16 protein-coding genes are annotated in these 18,964 nt (G+C 42.2%); 11 read left to right on the plus strand and 5 right to left on the minus strand.

The window, feature by feature from the left end; all coding sequences use genetic code 11:
* Positions 1–123: 123 nt before the first annotated feature.
* Complete coding sequence (locus QUA36_RS17050) at positions 124–624, minus strand: ImmA/IrrE family metallo-endopeptidase (protein WP_333458483.1); 501 nt, start codon at positions 622–624, stop codon at positions 124–126.
* 48 nt (positions 625–672) lie between these two features.
* Positions 673–1,032, minus strand: coding sequence for a helix-turn-helix transcriptional regulator (locus QUA36_RS17055; protein ID WP_333458484.1), 360 nt, complete (start codon positions 1,030–1,032; stop codon positions 673–675).
* Between the two features lie 355 nt (positions 1,033–1,387).
* Here QUA36_RS17055 and QUA36_RS17060 point away from each other — a divergent pair, with 355 nt between their 5' ends.
* The 3 genes from QUA36_RS17060 (at position 1,388) to QUA36_RS17070 (ending at position 9,170) form a co-directional block, all read left to right on the plus strand.
* Positions 1,388–2,542 (plus strand): restriction endonuclease-related protein, encoded by a 1,155-nt coding sequence (locus QUA36_RS17060; protein ID WP_333458485.1) that lies wholly within the window; start codon positions 1,388–1,390, stop codon positions 2,540–2,542.
* On the plus strand, positions 2,543–6,100 hold the full coding sequence (locus QUA36_RS17065) for a pPIWI_RE_Z domain-containing protein (RefSeq protein WP_333458486.1): 3,558 nt from the start codon (positions 2,543–2,545) through the stop codon (positions 6,098–6,100). It abuts the gene before it with no gap.
* Between the two features lie 67 nt (positions 6,101–6,167).
* Positions 6,168–9,170 (plus strand): pPIWI_RE module domain-containing protein, encoded by a 3,003-nt coding sequence (locus tag QUA36_RS17070; protein WP_333458487.1) that lies wholly within the window; start codon positions 6,168–6,170, stop codon positions 9,168–9,170.
* Positions 9,171–9,360: 190 nt separating this feature from the next.
* Here the strand turns inward: QUA36_RS17070 and QUA36_RS17075 are convergent, their stop codons facing one another.
* Positions 9,361–9,741, minus strand: coding sequence for a hypothetical protein (locus QUA36_RS17075; RefSeq protein ID WP_333458488.1), 381 nt, complete (start codon positions 9,739–9,741; stop codon positions 9,361–9,363).
* Between QUA36_RS17075 and QUA36_RS17080 the strand changes: the two genes are divergently transcribed.
* Positions 9,741–10,091 carry a hypothetical protein gene (locus QUA36_RS17080; protein WP_333456168.1) on the plus strand — a complete coding sequence of 117 codons (351 nt, stop codon included), beginning with the start codon at positions 9,741–9,743 and terminating at the stop codon, positions 10,089–10,091. The two genes, QUA36_RS17075 and QUA36_RS17080, sit on opposite strands and share 1 nt — an antisense overlap.
* Here QUA36_RS17080 and QUA36_RS17085 read toward each other — a convergent pair.
* Positions 10,088–10,990: an undecaprenyl-diphosphate phosphatase gene (locus tag QUA36_RS17085; protein ID WP_333164027.1), complete on the minus strand. Its 903-nt coding sequence runs from the start codon at positions 10,988–10,990 to the stop codon at positions 10,088–10,090. The genes QUA36_RS17080 and QUA36_RS17085 overlap by 4 nt on opposite strands.
* A 322-nt stretch (positions 10,991–11,312) precedes the next feature.
* On the opposite strand from QUA36_RS17085, the gene QUA36_RS17090 reads away from it, so the two are divergent.
* Both QUA36_RS17090 and QUA36_RS17095 read left to right on the plus strand, forming a co-directional pair.
* Positions 11,313–11,924 carry a thylakoid membrane photosystem I accumulation factor gene (locus tag QUA36_RS17090; protein WP_333458489.1) on the plus strand — a complete coding sequence of 204 codons (612 nt, stop codon included), beginning with the start codon at positions 11,313–11,315 and terminating at the stop codon, positions 11,922–11,924.
* A 219-nt stretch (positions 11,925–12,143) separates the two neighbouring features.
* Positions 12,144–13,205: a mannose-1-phosphate guanylyltransferase gene (locus QUA36_RS17095; protein ID WP_333164023.1), complete on the plus strand. Its 1,062-nt coding sequence runs from the start codon at positions 12,144–12,146 to the stop codon at positions 13,203–13,205.
* Positions 13,206–13,318: 113 nt separating this feature from the next.
* On the opposite strand, the gene QUA36_RS17100 is transcribed toward QUA36_RS17095, so the two are convergent.
* Entirely contained in the window at positions 13,319–13,903 is a 585-nt protein-coding gene (locus QUA36_RS17100) for a Uma2 family endonuclease (protein ID WP_333458490.1), read from the minus strand.
* Positions 13,904–14,203: 300 nt separating this feature from the next.
* On the opposite strand from QUA36_RS17100, the gene QUA36_RS17105 reads away from it, so the two are divergent.
* The 5 genes from QUA36_RS17105 to QUA36_RS17125 all read left to right on the plus strand — a co-directional run bounded on the left by QUA36_RS17105 (position 14,204) and on the right by QUA36_RS17125 (position 18,901).
* Positions 14,204–15,856, plus strand: a complete 1,653-nt coding sequence (locus QUA36_RS17105) for an AarF/ABC1/UbiB kinase family protein (protein ID WP_333458499.1) — start codon at positions 14,204–14,206, stop codon at positions 15,854–15,856.
* Positions 15,857–16,119: 263 nt separating this feature from the next.
* A complete protein-coding gene (locus QUA36_RS17110) occupies positions 16,120–16,326 on the plus strand; it encodes a hypothetical protein (protein WP_172190898.1) in 207 nt (68 codons plus the stop codon).
* A 242-nt stretch (positions 16,327–16,568) separates the two neighbouring features.
* Entirely contained in the window at positions 16,569–17,504 is a 936-nt protein-coding gene (gene uvsE, locus QUA36_RS17115) for a UV DNA damage repair endonuclease UvsE (RefSeq protein WP_333458491.1), read from the plus strand.
* 192 nt (positions 17,505–17,696) lie between these two features.
* Positions 17,697–18,365 (plus strand): SOS response-associated peptidase, encoded by a 669-nt coding sequence (locus tag QUA36_RS17120; protein WP_333458492.1) that lies wholly within the window; start codon positions 17,697–17,699, stop codon positions 18,363–18,365.
* A 149-nt stretch (positions 18,366–18,514) separates the two neighbouring features.
* The gene (locus QUA36_RS17125; RefSeq protein WP_333114010.1) at positions 18,515–18,901 is read left to right on the plus strand and encodes a VOC family protein; all 387 of its coding nucleotides are present in this window, start codon (positions 18,515–18,517) and stop codon (positions 18,899–18,901) included.
* Positions 18,902–18,964: the final 63 nt, after the last annotated feature.

An 18,964-nucleotide genomic window follows, 5' to 3' on the forward strand; every position in this document is an offset into this window, starting at 1 on the left:
GTAGTTGGTGTAGAGTCTATTATATTCAAAAACTCGACAACCATTCCTCAGCCATTTTATTTGCATAAGCCTATTTTAGCGTTACCCTTGAATTTTAACCCGATCGCCCATTGTAAAAGTTAATTAAACTATATCGATACCGCTAACATTAATACGAAAATTCACCATCTCCTCACTAGCATTAAAATGTAAGGCAATTTGAGCAACGGTCATCTTTTTCTGAACAGCCCACAATAAGCCACGTCTGGGAATTTGCAAACAGCCTCCTAAATATACTGCTTCGTCTTCGTCTTGTTGTCGGCGTTGGGGGAGTCCTGTTTGAGGATCGCAACCGACCATCTTATGTTTAAGAATGACATGGGCGAATTCGTGCATCAAGTTAGATTCTTGTCTGGTAGGTGCATGACGAGAATTATGGACGATGCAAAGTGGATTTTTACGGATAATTCCTGCTGACCAATTGTCACTATCGCATAAGATTTTTACTTGTTCTGCTTCGGTATTAGGTACTGTTTCAGCAGTGAAAGTTTGGGCTTTAAAATATTTTACTAAGACTTTGGATGATAATGGTTGGTAGGCTTTAAAACCTAAATGATGGCGTTGGTCTGTTGCGATGGATTCCAATCTCTGCCTGTTTTTTGTTGACAAGCTAGTTATCAATCCCACTATAAATTATTCCCCCTCATTTGGATTTTGAGATAAGTCTTTATATGCCGCTTTAACTAAAGATGCTAAAGCAGTCGCGATCGCAGGATCGAGATTTTTATCAGCCCGTAGTTGAATACTAATAGCTTCAGGAGTATTTACAGCTTCTTCTTCTTCAGTATTTTTAATTAGTTCTGCTGGCGGTACTCCCAACCAATCGCATAAAGCTAAAAAAGTTTCCATGTCTGGAGTCTTGCCGTTTTCGACTCGCGAGATCGTAGAAGGGCTAACGTTGCCTATTTCCTTGGCTACTTCCCGCAATCCGCGATTGAGACGCTTGTTGCGGACTAGGCTAGCCAATTTCTCTACGTCTAAATAATTTCCCATCGCTGTTTCACAAAAAATATTTTCGTTTCTCCCTTGACACGGCAGGTGAGAGTCGTGTATGCTTGGTGAAACGATTGTATCGCTTGTAAGAAGCAAGGGCTGTTAAGTAATGTGTACTTAGCGGTGCAGAAATTAAAAAGCCGTGATAAAAAATCGGGTTAGCCCAACATCTTGCACCCTCAAATGCCGTATTTGCGTTGGCAAAAAATGGCTAGAGGATTTTATCCAGCCATAAAATAGCTGGCTGCACCACCAAGGTAATGTGTACGCGCAATTTATTTTTTAGCGATGTCAAGAGTAAGAGGAGGCACATCCCACCTTATCAATTTTGTTCACTTTACAAAGGATCGGTTTGATGGTTACTAGCAAGAAAACAGAAGTCTTTGACTATCTAGTAATTGGGTCAAAAGAATATCTAGATCGAGACAAAAAGTATCCTTATCCAGATTTGCTGCGCCACGCAATGAATGCTTTAGCCCTGGAAATGGAGAAAAGCAGACCTTTTCCAAAAACAATGAATGGTTTTTGGAAGTTATTGGAAGAACCAGTAAAAGATTGGTGTCCGAGTCATTTTATTCCCGAAGAATTCGATGGCGATTTTGGTTTGATGGATGAAGGGAGTCTCAGCGAAGAGGCTAATGATTATCTGGCTGAAGTATTATTGGAGAAAGGAGGACTCCCTGAATACGCCAGCGCCAGTGTTAAACAACTAGCGATCGATAATTCAAAAATCACAAAAATCTTAAAAAAACTGCGAAATATTTCTAACGAGATCGCTCCGGAGATAGCGCAGCAGGAATATTTATCAGTGCGTAGTTTTCTGATTAAAAATCCATACACTACTCCCAGTCAGATTCGTAAGACTTTGATGCGTACCAAGCATATTTCTCTCGAAGAAATTGGAGAGTTATACGAAGAATGTCAGGATAATCAAACCTATTGGTATTGCGATCGCTGTGGCGTGTTAACTGAAAAACACGGAAAATTGAAAGGCATAAAACCTCGTTTGTGCGGAAATCATCATAAAGACCAGTCTTTCGTCCATCAGGTTGAGTGGGAAACAGGTTTACTTCGGATTAAAGATGGCATTCATCAACGAGTTTGTTTTCCTGGGATTCCCGAACTTAATTTGTATTCGGCTTTAGCAGAATTAAAAGAAAAACATTCAAACTGTTTGCCCCAAGTCAAATTATATCCCGGTTTGGATCGTTACGATTTACAATTGCGTTTCAGCGATGGTGCAGTATGGGCGATAGATATTAAAGATGTGCGCGATCCTTACAAACTTGCGAAAAAGATCGAGCCTTTGTATGGCGAGGGAAGTTTGCGTTATAACGAAAGTTTTTATGTAATTAGCGATCGCTGCATGGCAAACTATCCAGATTATTTAGAAATTCTCCGAAAAGAATCGAAACAGCTAACAAATGCGACTCATCTAGTTAGTGAGAAAAGTTTTAAAATCCGAGTCAATGACAAAATTGCCGAATTACAAAAAGGAGGAACAGTTTAAATGTCTAGCAACACTTTATTTGAACCGCCTGCTGATTTTACAAATCGCATCGCTGCTTTAGAAGAACAGGGCGTCCAAGAACCAAAATTACTCTTACAAGTCGAACTTGGTTTTGCCTTAATGGAAAAGTTGGGCTTAGATGACGAACCCGTTACCGCAGTCTGGGCAATTTTAAGCGGGATGTTTATCAAACATCCTAAGTTACAGAATTTAAGTGCAGAAGATAGAAGGGCGATCGCAAATGCCAGACAAATTGTCCCTTTTTCAGCTCGTTTTAACTGGCTGAATGCTTTGCGAGATTATCGGAGAAGGATTCATGCAAATTGGCGCAATTATGACTTCGATATTCAAAATTTAGATAATCAAATTATCTACGGCGCTAAAAATTTGCAACAACAAGCCAATCAATGTATTTACGAAAAATGTCTGACTGCTACATTAAGCTATCGCAGAAGAGAACGCGGACAAGTAGAAGATGACACCTACTATCAATTTGAATCCGAGACAAAAGAAGAAACAGTAAAGTTGCAGGTTAAGTTTACTCAAGCACAAATTACAACATCTTATCCTTTACCCTGGTTTGATGGAGTACAAGAGCGATCGCCTGTTACTGTTAATCTTGCTGACTTAGAATCAGAAGCCGTTTTTTTAGATAATAGAGAAGAAGTTCTAGCACAGCAATATTCTTGGCTAAATACGGCTAAAGGTTATTGGTTAAAACGTTTTAATAAGCTCAACTATCACAAAGTTGTACCGGGAAACACAGTCGAACAACAACCCGCACAGACTTTAAACATAGACGGTTTTACTCACCTTCCGGGGATGGTAGCAGCAGGAAAATCTACCTTATCTTTGCTGTTAGCTAGTGATGTAATTAGGAACCATCCAAAACGCCGAATTACTATAGTTGTAGGCGATACTCAATCAGCTATTAAAATAGCGAATCAAATTAATTGGTGGTTTTGTGACGCTCCAGAAGCAGACGATCCTGTCGCCGTACCAATTTTAGGAAGAAGTCAGCGAGATAAACATTTACAAGGCTTTTCTGACTCTGACGATTATCTAGCACATCTTGAAAGAGGACAGCCGCACTGGGGCGAACGTTGGTTAAGTGTTGTCTGTCCTTTACAGGCAAGAATTTCTCAAAGCGATCGCAATAATATTTTAAACGGCAAACCCCTCAAACCGGGAACAGAACCCTGTCACAGTCTCAGAAAAGCACCCAAGGATCGGACAAAAATAGCCACTGGTAAAGCTTATTTTTGTCCTTTATTCGATCGCTGTCCGTCACAACAAGTATATCGGGATATGCCAAAAGCGCGAGTTTGGATTACTACCCCTGGCGCAATGGCACAAGCAGCAATGCCCTATCACTACGAATTACGTCCGATTAAAATCGGTGAATTAGTTTACGAACAGTCGGATATTGTAGTGTTTGATGAGGCAGATACCATTATTGAGTGGTTTGATAAAGTTTATGCAGAACAAGTAACTCTGACCGATCGGAGTAAAAACGGTGTTTTTGATAATATTAACGTTAAAACTGAACAATCAGAGAGAATCGATTTAGTGCGCTCGCCTTTGAAATCGAGATGGAGTGGGGTACAAAGAGATGCCCAAAAAGCAATTATCGCTACGCTAACGTTTTTAAGTGATGAATTAGGGCAAGAAATCCTGCAAAACTGGGTACAACAGGGTTATTTTACGCCTCACGTTCTTTTTTACAAACTGGCGCGTCGTTTGGGAGGGTTAGAAGAGGTTAATTCTTATCCGCGATCGGAACAGCAATTAAGAACTGACGAGCGAGAAATACAATCTATAATGGATTATTTTGAGGATTTTCTCAAAGACGATCCTGTACTGACCCGCAATAAGTCAAATACCGCTACAACAAGGTTATTAGAAATTGTACGGCTGATTAATAGTACGGGAGAAAGCGCGACAGACGAAGATATTTATGATGATTGTCGCAACTGGATGTCTACTTTTTTGCCGGCCACACAAAGCAACTTAAATGGATTGCGAACCGAGTTAGCTAGTCTCAGAAATCAGCAAAATGCAGAAGATTTGTATCCACATCTGACAGAAGAGGAGGATCTAGATACTATTGAGACTTTGGCGATTCGTTTGCAGTTTGCTCTCACTATTACTTTGTTAGATCGCCATACCAAGATAGTATTTTACGAATGGCAAAATAGACCTCATAATATTCGCGAAACCTCTCCCCACCGACGAATGCCAAGCGCCATGATGAATATTCTGCCATTGCCAGCAACAGGCAGACAATTTGGTACTTACTATTCTCGCAAAAATAGCAATACTCTGAGCTTATTTGCTTATACCAATATTGGGCGAGATTACGTGCTTAACTATCACCGCTTGTTAACCGATTTTGACGGGCGACGAGGCCCAAATGTTTTAGCACTTTCAGGAACATCCTATTTACCCGACTCAACTACCTTTCATGTGGGCGATCCTCAAGGAGTATTGATGCCCGAAGCCAGCGCGCAAAAGGCGATCGCGCAAAGTGAGTTTAAATTTATTCCGCAGTTTGACGATAAAAATAAACCGATGCGGGTTTCTGGTAATTTGAGCAATAAAAAGCAAGCCAATGCTAAATTTACCCAAATTGCTAAATCTTTAGTTACAGCTAGCGGTAGCAATCATTTGATAGAAGAATTGCAAAAACTCAAAGAATTAGGCGACAACGATCCCGAACTGTGGTACGGTCGCGATCGCATTTTAGTGTTGGTCAATTCTTACGAACAAGCTAAATGGGTAGCTGATGAGATGCGCAGCTATTGTCCCAGGATTCGCCAGCAAATCTACCATCTAGTTAATGATGAATTAGAACCGACACAAGACGGTAAACCGCAACCAGGAGAGCTAAAAAGAGCAGATATCGAAATATTCGGACAGAATGAAGGTAAAATATTAGTTGCTCCTACCAGTTCTATTGGACGCGGGTTTAATATCTTGAATGGTAACGGTAAAGCTGCTTTTGGTGCAGTTTACTTTCTGACTCGCCCTTATCCCCATCCTAATGATACGCAGGCGATTGCTCAAGAGATGAATCGACGCACTTATCAGTGGTTGGAGAAGGAAGACTTTATTGCTTGGCAACAGGGAGACGGCATTGCTCATCGTGCGGAATTATTGCGGAAAACAGCAAATACTTACTGGCGCTCGATCGAACAACGTTCTTATTATAAAACCCTGCGGGATAATGAGGATTTATCTTCCTTTCCGCGCGACGATCTAGCTGCAACTACATTAGGCAGGATTATTCAAGCAGTAGGGCGTTTGATTCGCGGTGGTGTTCCTTTTCATGGCTATTTTGTCGATGCGGCTTGGGCGGATAACAGTGCTAAAAAGCTTGCTGCTATTAGAGGAGGAGAAGATCCTGATACTATCGATAATGATACGGCAGAAAACAGCTTATTGGTAGCAACTATCCTCAGAGTTGGCGAGTATGCAGCCGAAAATAACTCTGTTGGAAATGCTTTATATAAGCCTTTGGCTGATGCTTTAGAAAATATTGAAGTCGTTTACTTCTAAAATATTTTGTAGAGTGATGTGTGTTTCCCATGACAACAGTAAAAAACTTTAATTTGGAGTACAGATTATGCCTGCAAAAATCAACCCTTCCTTTGCTTTACCTGCTCGTATGGATTTAGCGATCGATTCGCTATCCGATGCAAACATCGCCGTATTAATGTTTCCTTTCGCTAAGGAAGTAAAAGAATTTTGCCAAAATCTCGAAAAAGTCTTCCGCAATAAACAGACAATTTATGCACCGTACCGCCAATTAAATAATGCTATACTAGCTTGTAGTTCTACCTTAACGCATGGCTTTGAATATTTAGAAACTGTAAATTACATCCCTCAATATCGCGCTTTAGCTGTTGGTACAGGAGCCGAATCAAGTATACCAACACCAGAACAAATACACGAACTGATTTATATCTGGGCGCAAACTTGGATCAAACAGTCTTTAGAAAAGAAAGGCCAACGAGACGAGATTCAATCTGTATGCGATCGTTTTCTAGAAGCTATAGATAAAATCCCTGAAGATTGGCAGTGGGAATTTATTGCACTTAAAACTTTAATTAAAGATCTTAATGCTCAAAATGGCTTGGGTTATCAATCGATACCAAGTTTATTAGTAACTTTGTTACACGAACAAACCTGTACTATTTCTTCTGGAGATATGGAACAAACGCTCAAATGGCGTAAAGTACAAGGAGGTAGTTCAACAAGAACAGGGTTACATTTAGTTAGTCAACCTTTTAAAGCAACTTATTTTGAGGAAGATTACAGAAAAAGTGGTGAGAAAAATGCTAAAGAAAAAGAAGGTTATTTTGCTTATCGTTTAGATTTTTATTTGCATACTCAAGCAGGAAGATTTCACACAGAAGGCCATTTAAAACCTTGGGTATTCATACACCTTAGTTGTCAAAGATACGCTCACGAACCTTTAGTAGATGCTAATCATGGTCGGGATATTTCAATCTTAATGGGCATGAATCAAGCTCGTTTAGATAAATATCCGATCGACTCAACCTTAGTTAGATTAACTATTGAAAATCAAGCTCATAAAAATTGGCAAGAACAATTACCTGATTTATTAACTGAATTTAAAGCGCGAGCGCTTGTTAATCCTCAAGAGATTTTGAACAACCCTAGAGGGTTTGGTAATTTAGATGATTTTGATGATTGGAATCAAGATGAATATTATATCGTCCATGCTGAAGGCTATGAATACAAACAAGAAGGTCAAAAAGGCAGAGGACACGGACATTCTATTAAAACAGGGTTTAGTTTAACAGAAAGAGCCGATATTACTAATCAAATATTGCAATTGCTAAATCCTGTATTAATTCCAGATCGACCGATGGAATTCGATATTCCTGTACCTGCTGGTAAAAAACTGCCTTTAGCAATGAGCGATTACGACTTGCATCACAAATCTTTAATTCCATCTGCACTCAAAAAAATAACGGGAGAAGCGAAACAGCAATACATAAAAGATAAGCAAAATGTTATTGCACGTGCTATTAAACAAACCACGAATGACAAAGAGATATATTTATTTATAGTTTACTACGAAGAACACACTAAAACATTAGTTTGCCAGCAGTTACGTCAAGCTTTTTTATTGCAAGACGGCGATGAGTTTCCAGCACACATCAATGTTATAGATGTTTTTATCCATGACTCCAGTCTCTTAGAAAAATTACGCGTGTCTGGATTGCCTTCAGTTAACCCTAATTTTGATGAGGAAATTAAAAAGCAACATCAGTTGAAACGTCAAGCTTGGCAAAAGTTTTTTAAAGAAAAAATCGTTTCTTTACTCAAGGGTAAACATAATTGCGAACTTTTTGCCATAATTGAAATCGGAACGAGTAAAGTAAAAGGAATACATCCTCAACAAAGTATTCGTGGAGCTGTTAGAGAAGCTTGTGTATTGGAGAATATTAATTCTCAAATGCTGCAAACAGTCAAAGCAAATAAACCAAAGGACCAAGAAAACTCAGAAGACGATACAACTTATAGCAAAGCGGACGAGGGAAGAGTATTAAACGCAATATTAGATGTAACCCTGCGTCAAACAGGAACATTATACGGTTTACCATCAGAGGTTTATAAAGTTGCAGGAATACCAGAAAATTTTGCTCAAAAATTAGATGTAATTGCTTTCTGTCGCCTTCAAAAAAATAACTTTATCGGTAAAACTCCTTTTCAATATGCAGTAGCAGTTCGCCTTAGTGCTGGAGGCACAGTAGATGTTTTGCTTCCTCACCAACCGAAATGGGTTCCTTATTCAAAAGCAGGGATAGCTATAGGTCAATTATTTCATCAGGTACGAAAAGCAAGAAATACAATAGAAAACGATCGCAAAATTATCGATCTAGTTCAAATGAAAGGCGGACAGTTAGTGAAATTTGTTGCTGACGTTTTAAGCCAACATCTTGAAAATCCCACAATTGCTTTAATTGAAGCTGATGTCTGGCGGAATGAGCGTACTAAAGATGGCACTAAGAATGAAGCTTGGTTTCAATTAAAAAATGAGTATTTATTTGAACAAAAATATATTCTCAACTTCGAGCGCGTACCGGGTCATAATTGTCAATATCCAAGAGACGACAAAAACTTTGAAAACTTACTTGGCGTTGTTCGCATTCGCAGTAACCATGAAACTCCACAGTATGTAACTAATAGAAAAAGTTGGGACGAAAATTCTACAACTTCAGATTTTACAGAACTAAGTGGATTTATAGATAAAACTGTTCCAGAATTTTTACACTATTTTTCAGTTGGTAAAATTCCATCGACTCAGAAAAACCAAAAAACTCCTCAAGCTAGAGAATTGTATAAAAGCGATCGTGATGGGGGTATATATGCTGCAAATATTTCCTACAAACATCAACAAATGCTCGAAATGCTGCCATTTTTTGTTCGTCGAGATTTTCAAACAGAAGACAATCTTAAAGCACTTTGTCGCGTCCCGCATTTTCTAAGAATTTCGCCCGCATTTACAAGAGGAAATATTAGTCATCCATACCCAATGCACTTGGGAATAAAATTGATTGAAGATTTTCTCTGTATTTTATATCTGGAGTTATAGGAAAAGTTGATTATATCAGTTCACCATCTTTAATCTTGATCTCATTTTCAATAGACTCAAAAAATTGCGAATCTGTTCAGTAGATATGATGTGATAAACACTTTTGCTACTTCGTTCCCGATCGATATATTCGCGATATCATTGGAGTCAAATATTTGTGACACAACCAAAGCACGCGGTAACTAATCATCTAACCCTTGAATATTGGACTATTGTCTGGCCAGCCTTCGGGCGGATTAAAGTAACCCGAGATCATTCGTTTAGTCATCAACCAGGAATGCACGTATAGCGGTAGATCGACATAAACCAGAGTATCCGCCTCATCAAGTCGCAGCCAGACGGTTTCCATGCAACCAAACCCGTCAATAATCCATCTGTCAGTCTGCAAAATTTCCTGATGGGCGTGCTTGTATTCTTCCTGTGACACCTCAACGCCGCCCGATCGATATTTAATCTTGTCCAAGACGTAAAGCGGCAACCCAGTGATGTCCGATAATCTCTTGCTGAGAGTTGATTTACCGCCTCCAGCGTGGCCCAATACTGCTACTGTTGTAAAGTTTTTCCACGTCAATGATAGTTTTAGAGTTTAAGGCTAAGGCAAAAACAACTCAATACGCTGCTGCAGACGAAGCGATTAAAACCGCTCAGTTTGTCCGCCACAAATGTGTCCGTTTTTGGATGGGCAACCGAGGTGTGGAACAAAAAGATATGTATCGTCACAATACAGCATTGAGAGCCGAATATCCCTTTGTCAAAGCCTTAAACTCTCATGCTTGTCAAGTTGCAGCTCTTACGGCATATATAGGGCAAAAAAGTGTGAGTAAGGTGCTAGGGCGAGCGATTGCTTTCTTACCCATTACCGAACATACCTCACTGCCCTTGAGAAGGGCTATAATTAGGTTCAAGTTAGTCGTGTTTTAGATATTTCTCAGCCCCCCACCTGCGAGCGCCGTTAAAATGGCTACGCCAAAAGCTAGCCGATATAACACAAATATCCACGTCTTTTGAGTTTGCAGGAACTTCATTAGCCACGCGATAGACAAATAAGAAAACACAAATGCCGAAATCGTTCCCACTATCAAAGCTGCAACTCCAGCATCGCCGATTCCTTGTCCCAAATCACCCTTTAATTCCACTAATCCAGCCAGAGTAATTGCCGGAATTCCCATTAAAAAAGAAAACCGCGCGGCGGCAGGCCTTTCCAATCCCATGAACAATCCTGCTGTTAGAGTGGAACCCGATCGCGAACACCCCGGAATCAATGCAATTGCTTGAGCTAATCCCATAAAAATTCCGTCTAAGACAGTTAACTTTTCATAAGTGCGATTGCGCTTGCCAGTTTTTTCTGCTGTTGCTAACAGTAGCGACATGACGATCGAAGCAATGGCGATGCTGGCCAAACTCCTGAGTGGCGAGTTGTCAAAATCTGGAACCAATGCCTTGATTAGCAGCCCAAAAAAGACTATAGGTATTGTTCCCAAAACCAGTGCTACCGCCATTTGAAACTCTTGCGATTTGTAGTCGCGCCGCACCACGGATTCAACTGCACCAACAGTTATATTTGTCAAGTCTTTCCAGAAATACCAAAGCACTGCAATAATGCTGCCCAACTGAATAACAGCAGTATAAGCAACCCCCGGATCGCCCCATCCCAGGGCGATCGGCACTACCTTCAAATGAGCGCTGCTGCTGATGGGCAAAAACTCTGTTAATCCTTGTACAATCCCTAAAACAAGGGCCTGCACCAGATTAATTTGAGCAGACCCGGAAACATCAGCAGCGGGCGTTTGGGCGAGGAGTGCGTTAAGCAAAACTATCATTAGTTGTAAATTCCCAGTTGTCAGTTTCTAGTAATCAGTTGAATTTAATATCTTGCTCCCTTCTGGCAAGCTAGAAGCTCACCCCACCACAAATAAATTTTATTGTGGCGCGGACAGTTCCAGTCCGCCGCTGAAAAGCCGAACGCAAATAGTGATCTTCTGCCTGTAGAATCGCCTTGTCGATCGCCACTATCAGCAATTTATGATCATCGAGCCGAAACTACTTTAACCTACTCAAGAACATTTGCCTACATTTTGCTGATAAACTTAGGAAAGTTTTTGCATCTGATTTCGCTTTCCTTACAGCAACTGCCAACAACCTATGATATTTCCTGAGAACAAAAATTCACTTGTTACTGCTGCTTCAGGCATCCGCTGGCTGAGGCGAATCTTGTCAGCCAGTCTTGCAACAGTGGCGATCTCACTTAGCTTAATACTGCTAAGCGGAACGGCCCCAGCCTTGGCAACTCTTACGGACGATCGCTTTGACGGTACAATATTTGCCCTCTACGCCGGCAACGGTTCCCTAGTTCCTCCTAAAGTCAAGATTGCAGATTCTTTCAAACGTCATAAACCCGTACTGTTAGTTTTTTACACTGATGACAGCAGCGACTCCAAGCAATACGCGATCGTCGTCTCTCAACTCCAGGAATTTTACGGTCGCGAAGCCGATTTTATGCCCATAACAATTGACTCTTTGCCTCCGCAACCGTCACCAGAAATCACCGAACCAAGCCATTATTACGAAGGTTTCGTACCTCAAACTGTCATCCTCGACCAATCGGGAAAAGTAGTTTTTAATGAGAAAGGACAAATACCCTTTGAACAGGTAGATGATGCTTTTCGGAAAGTATTTGACTTGCTACCCAGAGAAAAATCAATCCCGCTCAAACGCCGTGTCGTGAACGAACTTAACGTCGAATTGTCGAAGTAATAGGTAATGGCTAATTGCTAGTCGCTATAGCAATTTTCAATGATTCCTTAACGAGAGTTTTTTTGTTTTATATTGGGTAAGGTGCGCTAGGCGCACCCTACATTTCGGGTGAGACAGTCAACAGTCAAAAGTCAACCATTATTCTCCCTCAGTAATTCTTTACAAACACCATATCGGGTCTCAGGGCAAAATGGACGTGAACTATTTAAACTTTAAACAATGAGTAGAACCTTAATTCCTGTGATTCTGGCCGGCGGTAAAGGTGAACGTTTCTGGCCACTGAGTCGCAAACAGCGCCCCAAGCAGTTTTTGAGTCTCGACGGTAGCGGCAAGAGTTTGCTGCAAGCTACAGCAGAAAGACTATTAACATTAGGTAACGGCTGGGACGATTTGTGGGTGGTAACGTCGGAAATGTTGGCTGCGGGGGTTCGCGAACAGTTGCCGCTGTTACCTCCTGAGAATTTGCTGGCGGAACCGGAGGGCCGGGATACTGCGCCGGCGGTGGCATGGACTGCTATAGAAACTGCGAAGCGTTACGGTGAGGATGCGGTGGTGGGTTTTTTCCCGGCGGATCACTGGATTGGGGAACCACAGGAGTTTATCAAGACTTTGGAGGCGGCGGCGGAGTTGGCGAACAATCAGGATGCGATCGCCACTTTGGGAGTAAAACCGAGTTATGCTTCCACCGGCTACGGCTACATCGAACAAGGCGAGGAAATTGGCAGTTTTGGGGGTTTTCCGGCCTATCGAGTGGCGCGGTTTACCGAAAAGCCCGATCGCACAACTGCTGAAGAATTTGTAGCCAGCGGCAAGTTTAGTTGGAACGGCGGAATTTTTGTATTTCGAGTTGGAACAGTCTTGACAGAATTGCGAAATCATGTACCGGAAATGATGGCAGCTTTGGAAGCAAAAGGCGCGCAGGCATACTCGGAATTACCCAAAATTAGCATCGATTACGCGCTGATGGAGAAGACGCAAAAGGCTTGTGTTCTGCCCGTAGGCTTTAGCTGGGACGATTTGGGAGATTGGAATGCGATCGGTCGTTTGCTGCAAGGAGATAAGCCGAATGTGGAGTTAGCAAAACACGTCGGAATTGATACGAAAGGTGGCATTTTCTATGCAGCCGATGAGAATGAGGTGATTGTCACCATTGGTTTAGAAGATGTCGTAGTTGTCAGAGATGGCAATGTAACTTTGATTGTGAAAAAGGATAGGACGCAAGAGATAAAACAGGTAATTAAAGTGTTGGGAGAAGATGAGAAATTGAAAGATTTGCTGTGAGAGTGAAATGAGGCAGCACGACACGGATTCTGAAGGCGGATACACCAACTATTCATCACTGTTTATCCAGGCATTCGTTTTTGAATCTGTGTTGGGCATTAATATTTACTTATTTACATAATTTCTTCTAAATTCAACACAAAACCAGGCAGTACATCTTCACCTGATAGAGTGGCAGGATTTTCGAGAATTTCAACATCTTGACCGGGGCGATAAATTTCTACCCGCCGATTTTGCCTGTCAATTAACCAACCCAATTTAGCACCGTTCTCTATATATTCTTGCATTTTCTCTTGAAGTTTCTTCAAGGAATCAGTCCGAGAACGCAACTCAACAACAAAATCAGGACACAAAGGAGCAAAACTGTCTTTTTGTTCGGGTGTTAAAGCATCCCAGCGTTCTTTTTTGACCCAAGAAGCATCAGGAGAGCGATCGGCACCATTGGGGAGCCTAAAGCCTCCAGAAGAATCGAAGGCAACTCCGAGATTATTTTGCCGACTCCAGGCTCGAAGTTGATACGAGAGATCCATATTGCGCTTGCTAGTTTCACTGCCTGTCGGTGGCATAATAATTAATTCCCCGGATGCTGTACGTTCAAATTGATAATCGCGGTTGTTCTGACAAAGCTGAAAAAATTGCTCGTCAGTTAAGTTGATGGATAATTCGATCGAGTTGGTAGGAAATTGGATGGCAATCATGTCTCTTATACGGTTTTAAACACATTTAGACTCGGGTTATTTGATCACTTACTCATTCCAGTATTTAACACAATTTTTCAATTAAATAAATTTAATTATAAAAATATCATGTCTGCTTTAACTGTATATTACTATGAGGAGCAATGCCACGGACAAAAACCGATCGCCCCCACACCCCAAAGCTCTCACGCGCATTCCCACCCTTTCCCCCAAGTTATTCCCCAAGACACTGGTCAGCCCGGTCAACAGCGCTATCCTAGTAGTTATATAGCCCTTAAACCCGATCGACCCGGAGGCCCCTTGTTTAGCCTAGTTCAAAACAATTCTCGCAAAGGAGAAATTCTAGAGGTCGTCTTCCGCAACGGTTGGGACTACATGAAAAGCCTCCTAACCGGCCGCAAAACCGACGCACCCAGTCTCCCAACTCCAGCAGTTCTCCGCAATATCCTCGTCGAATTAGGCCCAGTATTTGTCAAATTGGGTCAATTGCTGAGCACCCGTCCCGACCTTTTACCCGCCAGCTATATCGAAACTCTCTCCACGCTACAAGCGGAAGTACCGCCCGTACCGTGGTCGCAAGTAGAAGCAATCGTCCGCCTGGAACTCACACAATCTCTCGAAAATACCTTCGCCAAATTTAACACCGAAGCCATCGCCGCAGGTTCCATTGCCCAAACCCACAAAGCTACTTTAAAAGACGGTCGCGAAGTCGCCCTCAAAGTTCAGCGCCCCGGTATTGATATTGTCATCGAACAAGACATCGCCGTGCTCCGAGGTTTGGCAGAACTTGTCATGCTCACAGACTTCGGTCAACAATACGATATTGTCGCCCTAGCAGAAGAATTTGCGATCGCCCTGCGTGCAGAACTCGACTTCATTCAAGAAGCCAGCTACACAGACGAACTGCGCCGCAATTTATCTAAAAGTAAATGGTTTGACCCCACACAAGTTGTCCTACCAGAAATTAACTGGGAGTTAACTACAAAAAAACTCTTAGTAATGGAGTGGCTGAACGGAGTCCCGATTTTGTTAGGCGATTTGCAAGGAATTCGCCACAAAGGAGATATAAATGCCGAACGCGAAGAAATTACAACGCTACTTTGCCGCGTTTTCTTCCAGCAGTTGTACATCGACGGATTCTTTCACGCAGACCCGCATCCCGGCAATTTATTTTATCTCAAAGACGGCCGCATAGCTTTGCTAGACTGCGGCATGGTCGGCAGATTAGACCCGCGAACTCAGCAGAATTTGACCGAAATGTTGCTGGCAATTGTCGATTTAGACGCTCAGCGCTGCGCTCAATTAACTTTGGAAATGGCCGAATTTGCTCAGCCGACAAGTTTAGTTAATCTAGAGAACGATTTAGCTAGAATGCTCCGCAAGTATTACAATGTCAGCTTGTCGCAAATGAACTTGTCGGAAATTTTTTATGAGGTGCTGGAAATCACCCGAAAAAATAAAATTCGACTGCCCAGCAATCTCGGTTTGTATGCAAAAACTCTAGCTAACTTGGAAGGGCTGGCGCGCTCTTTTAATCCCCGGTTTAATATTGTAGAGCAGGTGAAACCGCTGATGACCGATATGTTTCGGCGTCAGTTATTAGGAGATGATCCGATACAAGCTCTGCTGAGAACTGCTCTGGATCTCAAAAGCTTATCTTTGCAATCTCCGCGACAAGTGGAAGTGCTTTTAGACCGAGTTACTTCGGAAACTTTGAAGTGGAACTTGACACTAAAAGAACTCGATCCGCTACGCCGCACTCTGGGGGATTCTGCGAACCGACTTTCTTTTAGTATTGTCGTGGGTTCGCTGATTGTGGGGGCGGCAATTATTTCTTCTAACGCGCAAACTTCTCAGCTATCTTTTCTGAGCACTGGTTTGTTTGGGGCGGCGAGTTTTTTGGGTTTTTGGTTGATTATTAGTATTCTCAGATCAGGGCGTTTGCGGAGTTGATTGGAAAGAGGAAATAGGGAAAAGCAGGAGATATAGCAATTCTTTCGGAAAGCGCGAAACTGGCTTTTTTTGTGAACGACGAACCGCAAAGACTTTCTTGACGGCTATGTTGAGAAGAGAAGAGAAATATTTCACAATTGATGCGAGGAGTGATATAGCATCCTCAACTATTAAGCAACATCTCTGACTTAAGATAGGCGATCGCCTGCAGCCGCTAAGTCTAAGCTAGAAATTGTTCCATAAACCTAATTGAGGAAAAAAAGATGAGTAGCGGCCACGCCAGCCATAAAGGTTCTTCCACAAAACCCAATACCAACACTAACGGTCAAATTACATCCCCTGACGACCAACCCGCTGACCCGCTAAATCAAGAAACATCGGGTTATCCGTTCCATAACGAAGCAATGGAAAATCCTGTTGCCACCGCGCGGCCCGACGAAGAGGCTGAGTCTGGCGAAGAACAGCAATAGTTATATCGATTAAATTGTCATCGATATGCTATCTGCGACGCGGTTGATTAGAGGTTTGATAAAAATCAGGTTTGTACTAATTACATCTTGCACTTCCATAGTCCGCCAGGGATTTGAATCTCCGGCGGACTATTTGGGCAAGTTGAGTAGTACCTAAAAACTTCTAGACTAAAAACTCAAGTCCTTACGAGAAACCTATTTAACATAAAATTAAAGTTAGGGATTATTACTAAATGAGCGGGATGAACCAAGTAGTGAAACAGGAAAAATTGCCGGAATTGGGATTAGTCTGTATTACAAAATCCGATGCAGTTCGCTTTCGCACGGTCACACGGAAGCGACTGTTGCAACTTACAGAAACTGAACAAGAAACAGTATTGCGCGAGCTTTATACAGACAACTTAAAGCGGCTTGACAAAGCGATCGACTTCTGTTGTGCTAATCAAATTAAGCTCTACCGCATGACTTCCGCACTGTTCCCTTTTGCAGATACAGATTTGGGGGAAGCAGTGCTACATTCCATGACTGAGGAATTGCGGATTATCGGCGATCGCGCTTTGTCTTTGGGCATCCGCTTGGTACTCCACCCGGATCAATTTGTCGTCCTCAGTTCCGACAAGCTTTCTGTAGTTGAAAACAGCATTAAAATTCTTGCCACTCATGCTTTAATTTTAGATATGTTGGGACAGCCCCGATCGCCCCTGGCACTGATGAACATTCACGGCGGCAAGGGCGATCGCGCTTCGCAGCTCAAATCAGTCATCCGCGATTTACCCGAATCAATTCGATCGCGCTTAACCTTTGAAAATGACGAATACGCTTACAGTTCCTCGGAAATTTTAGAAGTTTGTCTCGATACCGGCGTACCAATGGTTTTTGATGCCCACCACCACGTCATTCACGAACATTTAGAAACTTACGACGATCCCAGCGTTGCCGAAATGCTCGCAGCAGCCCGCACAAGTTGGTCGGTTCCTGAATGGCAATTAGTGCACATATCGAATGGCAGAGAATTTTTTGCCGATCCGCGCCACAGCGATTTAATTACAGAAATGCCTAATTGCTATTATCAGGCTCCGTGGATTGAAGTAGAAGCTAAATTTAAAGAGTTAGCGATTGAAAAGTTGCGCGCCGAATGGTTGTCTGCGACTGTTCCACAATTTAGCAATGTCTCGTAGGGTGGGGTTTTACAAACCATCTTTGCCTAACACGAATAATCTCCAAAACCCGCCCCGCTTGGGCGGTAAATCGCGATGTCTCGTAGGGGCGGGTTTTACCAACAATCATTGCCTAACACGCATAATCTAGAAAACCCGCCCCGCCCAACGGTAAATCCCAATCTACCTTTTTGTTAATACCAATTATAAATTATGTGTGGACGATACACTTTAACTACTTCAGGTCAAATCATAGCCGAATTCTTCAAACTTTCGGCAGTTCCCGACATCAAACCGCGATACAATATCGCCCCAACTCAATCAGTTGCCACAGTCACAGTTTCTCAAGAGCAAATGCAGCGACAGTTCCAATTTATGCGCTGGGGTTTGATTCCAAGTTGGGCAAAAGACATGAAAATAGGCAGCAAGATGATCAATGCGCGATCGGAAACTGTAGCCGAAAAACCTGCTTTTCGTAGCGCCATCAAGCACAGGCGATGTTTGATAGTCGCTGACGGTTTCTACGAATGGCAACAGCAGGGAAAGAACAAACAGCCTTACTATTTTCAAAAGGCAGACGGCGAACCTTTTGCTTTTGCCGGTTTGTGGGAAAATTGGGAGTCTCCAGAAAAAGAAAACATTGTATCTTGCAGTATAATTACTACCGCTGCTAACGAAACAGTGCAGCCGATGCACGATCGAATGCCGGTGATTCTCCCCGACAGCGATTGGGAACAGTGGCTCGATCCTGCTGTTAAAAATGCTCAGGAAGTTTTGCCCTTGTTAAAGCCCTATGCTGCTGCGATGAAAGCAAAGGCGGTAAGTGCGATCGTCAACAGTCCAACTAGAGACACTCCCGAATGTATTAGCGATCGGCAATAAATGATGGGAGCGGACAACACCGAGATAGTGTCAGTTATGATGTAAAATGATGTTTGAGTTGTAGCTTTGGTTTTCTAAGGATCAGTTTAACTCAGTTGTTATTTGCTCAAACATTTTTTTATCTTAACATCAGTTAGAGGACAAAAAATATGATTGGATACGTTACAGTCGGCACCAACAATCTTGAACGTGCAGCCAAGTTTTATGATACTTTGCTTGCGGAAATTGGCGCTCAACGATTCATGGAATTCGACCGATTTATCGCATGGAGCGTTTCTCCAGAGATGCCAGGATTTGCTGTTGCAAAACCCTTTGATGGCAACGAAGCAACTGTTGGTAATGGCGTAATGATCGCACTTCAAGTTGACAGTCCAGAAAAAGTCAACTTAGTTTATAACAAAGCGATCGAACTTGGCGCTAAGGATGAAGGAGCAGTGGGGTCAAGAGGCACGTTACCGGGGTTTTATGTGGGATATTTTCGGGATCTAGATGGGAATAAGCTGAACGTGTTTTATATGATTGGGCCAAACACTTAAGATTTTTATTTTTCGTGAGGCGAGCCTAAAAAAAGCTATTTCCGATCGTTAGCTATTAGTTAT

This window comes from Microcoleus sp. Pol10D4 (assembly GCF_036701555.1).
GTDB lineage: Bacteria > Cyanobacteriota > Cyanobacteriia > Cyanobacteriales > Microcoleaceae > Microcoleus.

Coding starts and splice junctions, on each gene's coding strand:
- QUA36_RS17055 (WP_333458484.1), bottom strand. CDS start 1,032: ATGGGAAATTATTTAGACGTAGAGAAATTGGCTAGCCTAGTCCGCAAC.
- QUA36_RS17060 (WP_333458485.1), top strand. CDS start 1,388: ATGGTTACTAGCAAGAAAACAGAAGTCTTTGACTATCTAGTAATTGGG.
- QUA36_RS17065 (WP_333458486.1), top strand. CDS start 2,543: ATGTCTAGCAACACTTTATTTGAACCGCCTGCTGATTTTACAAATCGC.
- QUA36_RS17070 (WP_333458487.1), top strand. CDS start 6,168: ATGCCTGCAAAAATCAACCCTTCCTTTGCTTTACCTGCTCGTATGGAT.
- QUA36_RS17080 (WP_333456168.1), top strand. CDS start 9,741: ATGATAGTTTTAGAGTTTAAGGCTAAGGCAAAAACAACTCAATACGCT.
- QUA36_RS17085 (WP_333164027.1), bottom strand. CDS start 10,990: ATGATAGTTTTGCTTAACGCACTCCTCGCCCAAACGCCCGCTGCTGAT.
- QUA36_RS17090 (WP_333458489.1), top strand. CDS start 11,313: ATGATATTTCCTGAGAACAAAAATTCACTTGTTACTGCTGCTTCAGGC.
- QUA36_RS17095 (WP_333164023.1), top strand. CDS start 12,144: ATGAGTAGAACCTTAATTCCTGTGATTCTGGCCGGCGGTAAAGGTGAA.
- QUA36_RS17100 (WP_333458490.1), bottom strand. CDS start 13,903: ATGATTGCCATCCAATTTCCTACCAACTCGATCGAATTATCCATCAAC.
- QUA36_RS17110 (WP_172190898.1), top strand. CDS start 16,120: ATGAGTAGCGGCCACGCCAGCCATAAAGGTTCTTCCACAAAACCCAAT.
- uvsE (WP_333458491.1), top strand. CDS start 16,569: ATGAACCAAGTAGTGAAACAGGAAAAATTGCCGGAATTGGGATTAGTC.
- QUA36_RS17120 (WP_333458492.1), top strand. CDS start 17,697: ATGTGTGGACGATACACTTTAACTACTTCAGGTCAAATCATAGCCGAA.
- QUA36_RS17125 (WP_333114010.1), top strand. CDS start 18,515: ATGATTGGATACGTTACAGTCGGCACCAACAATCTTGAACGTGCAGCC.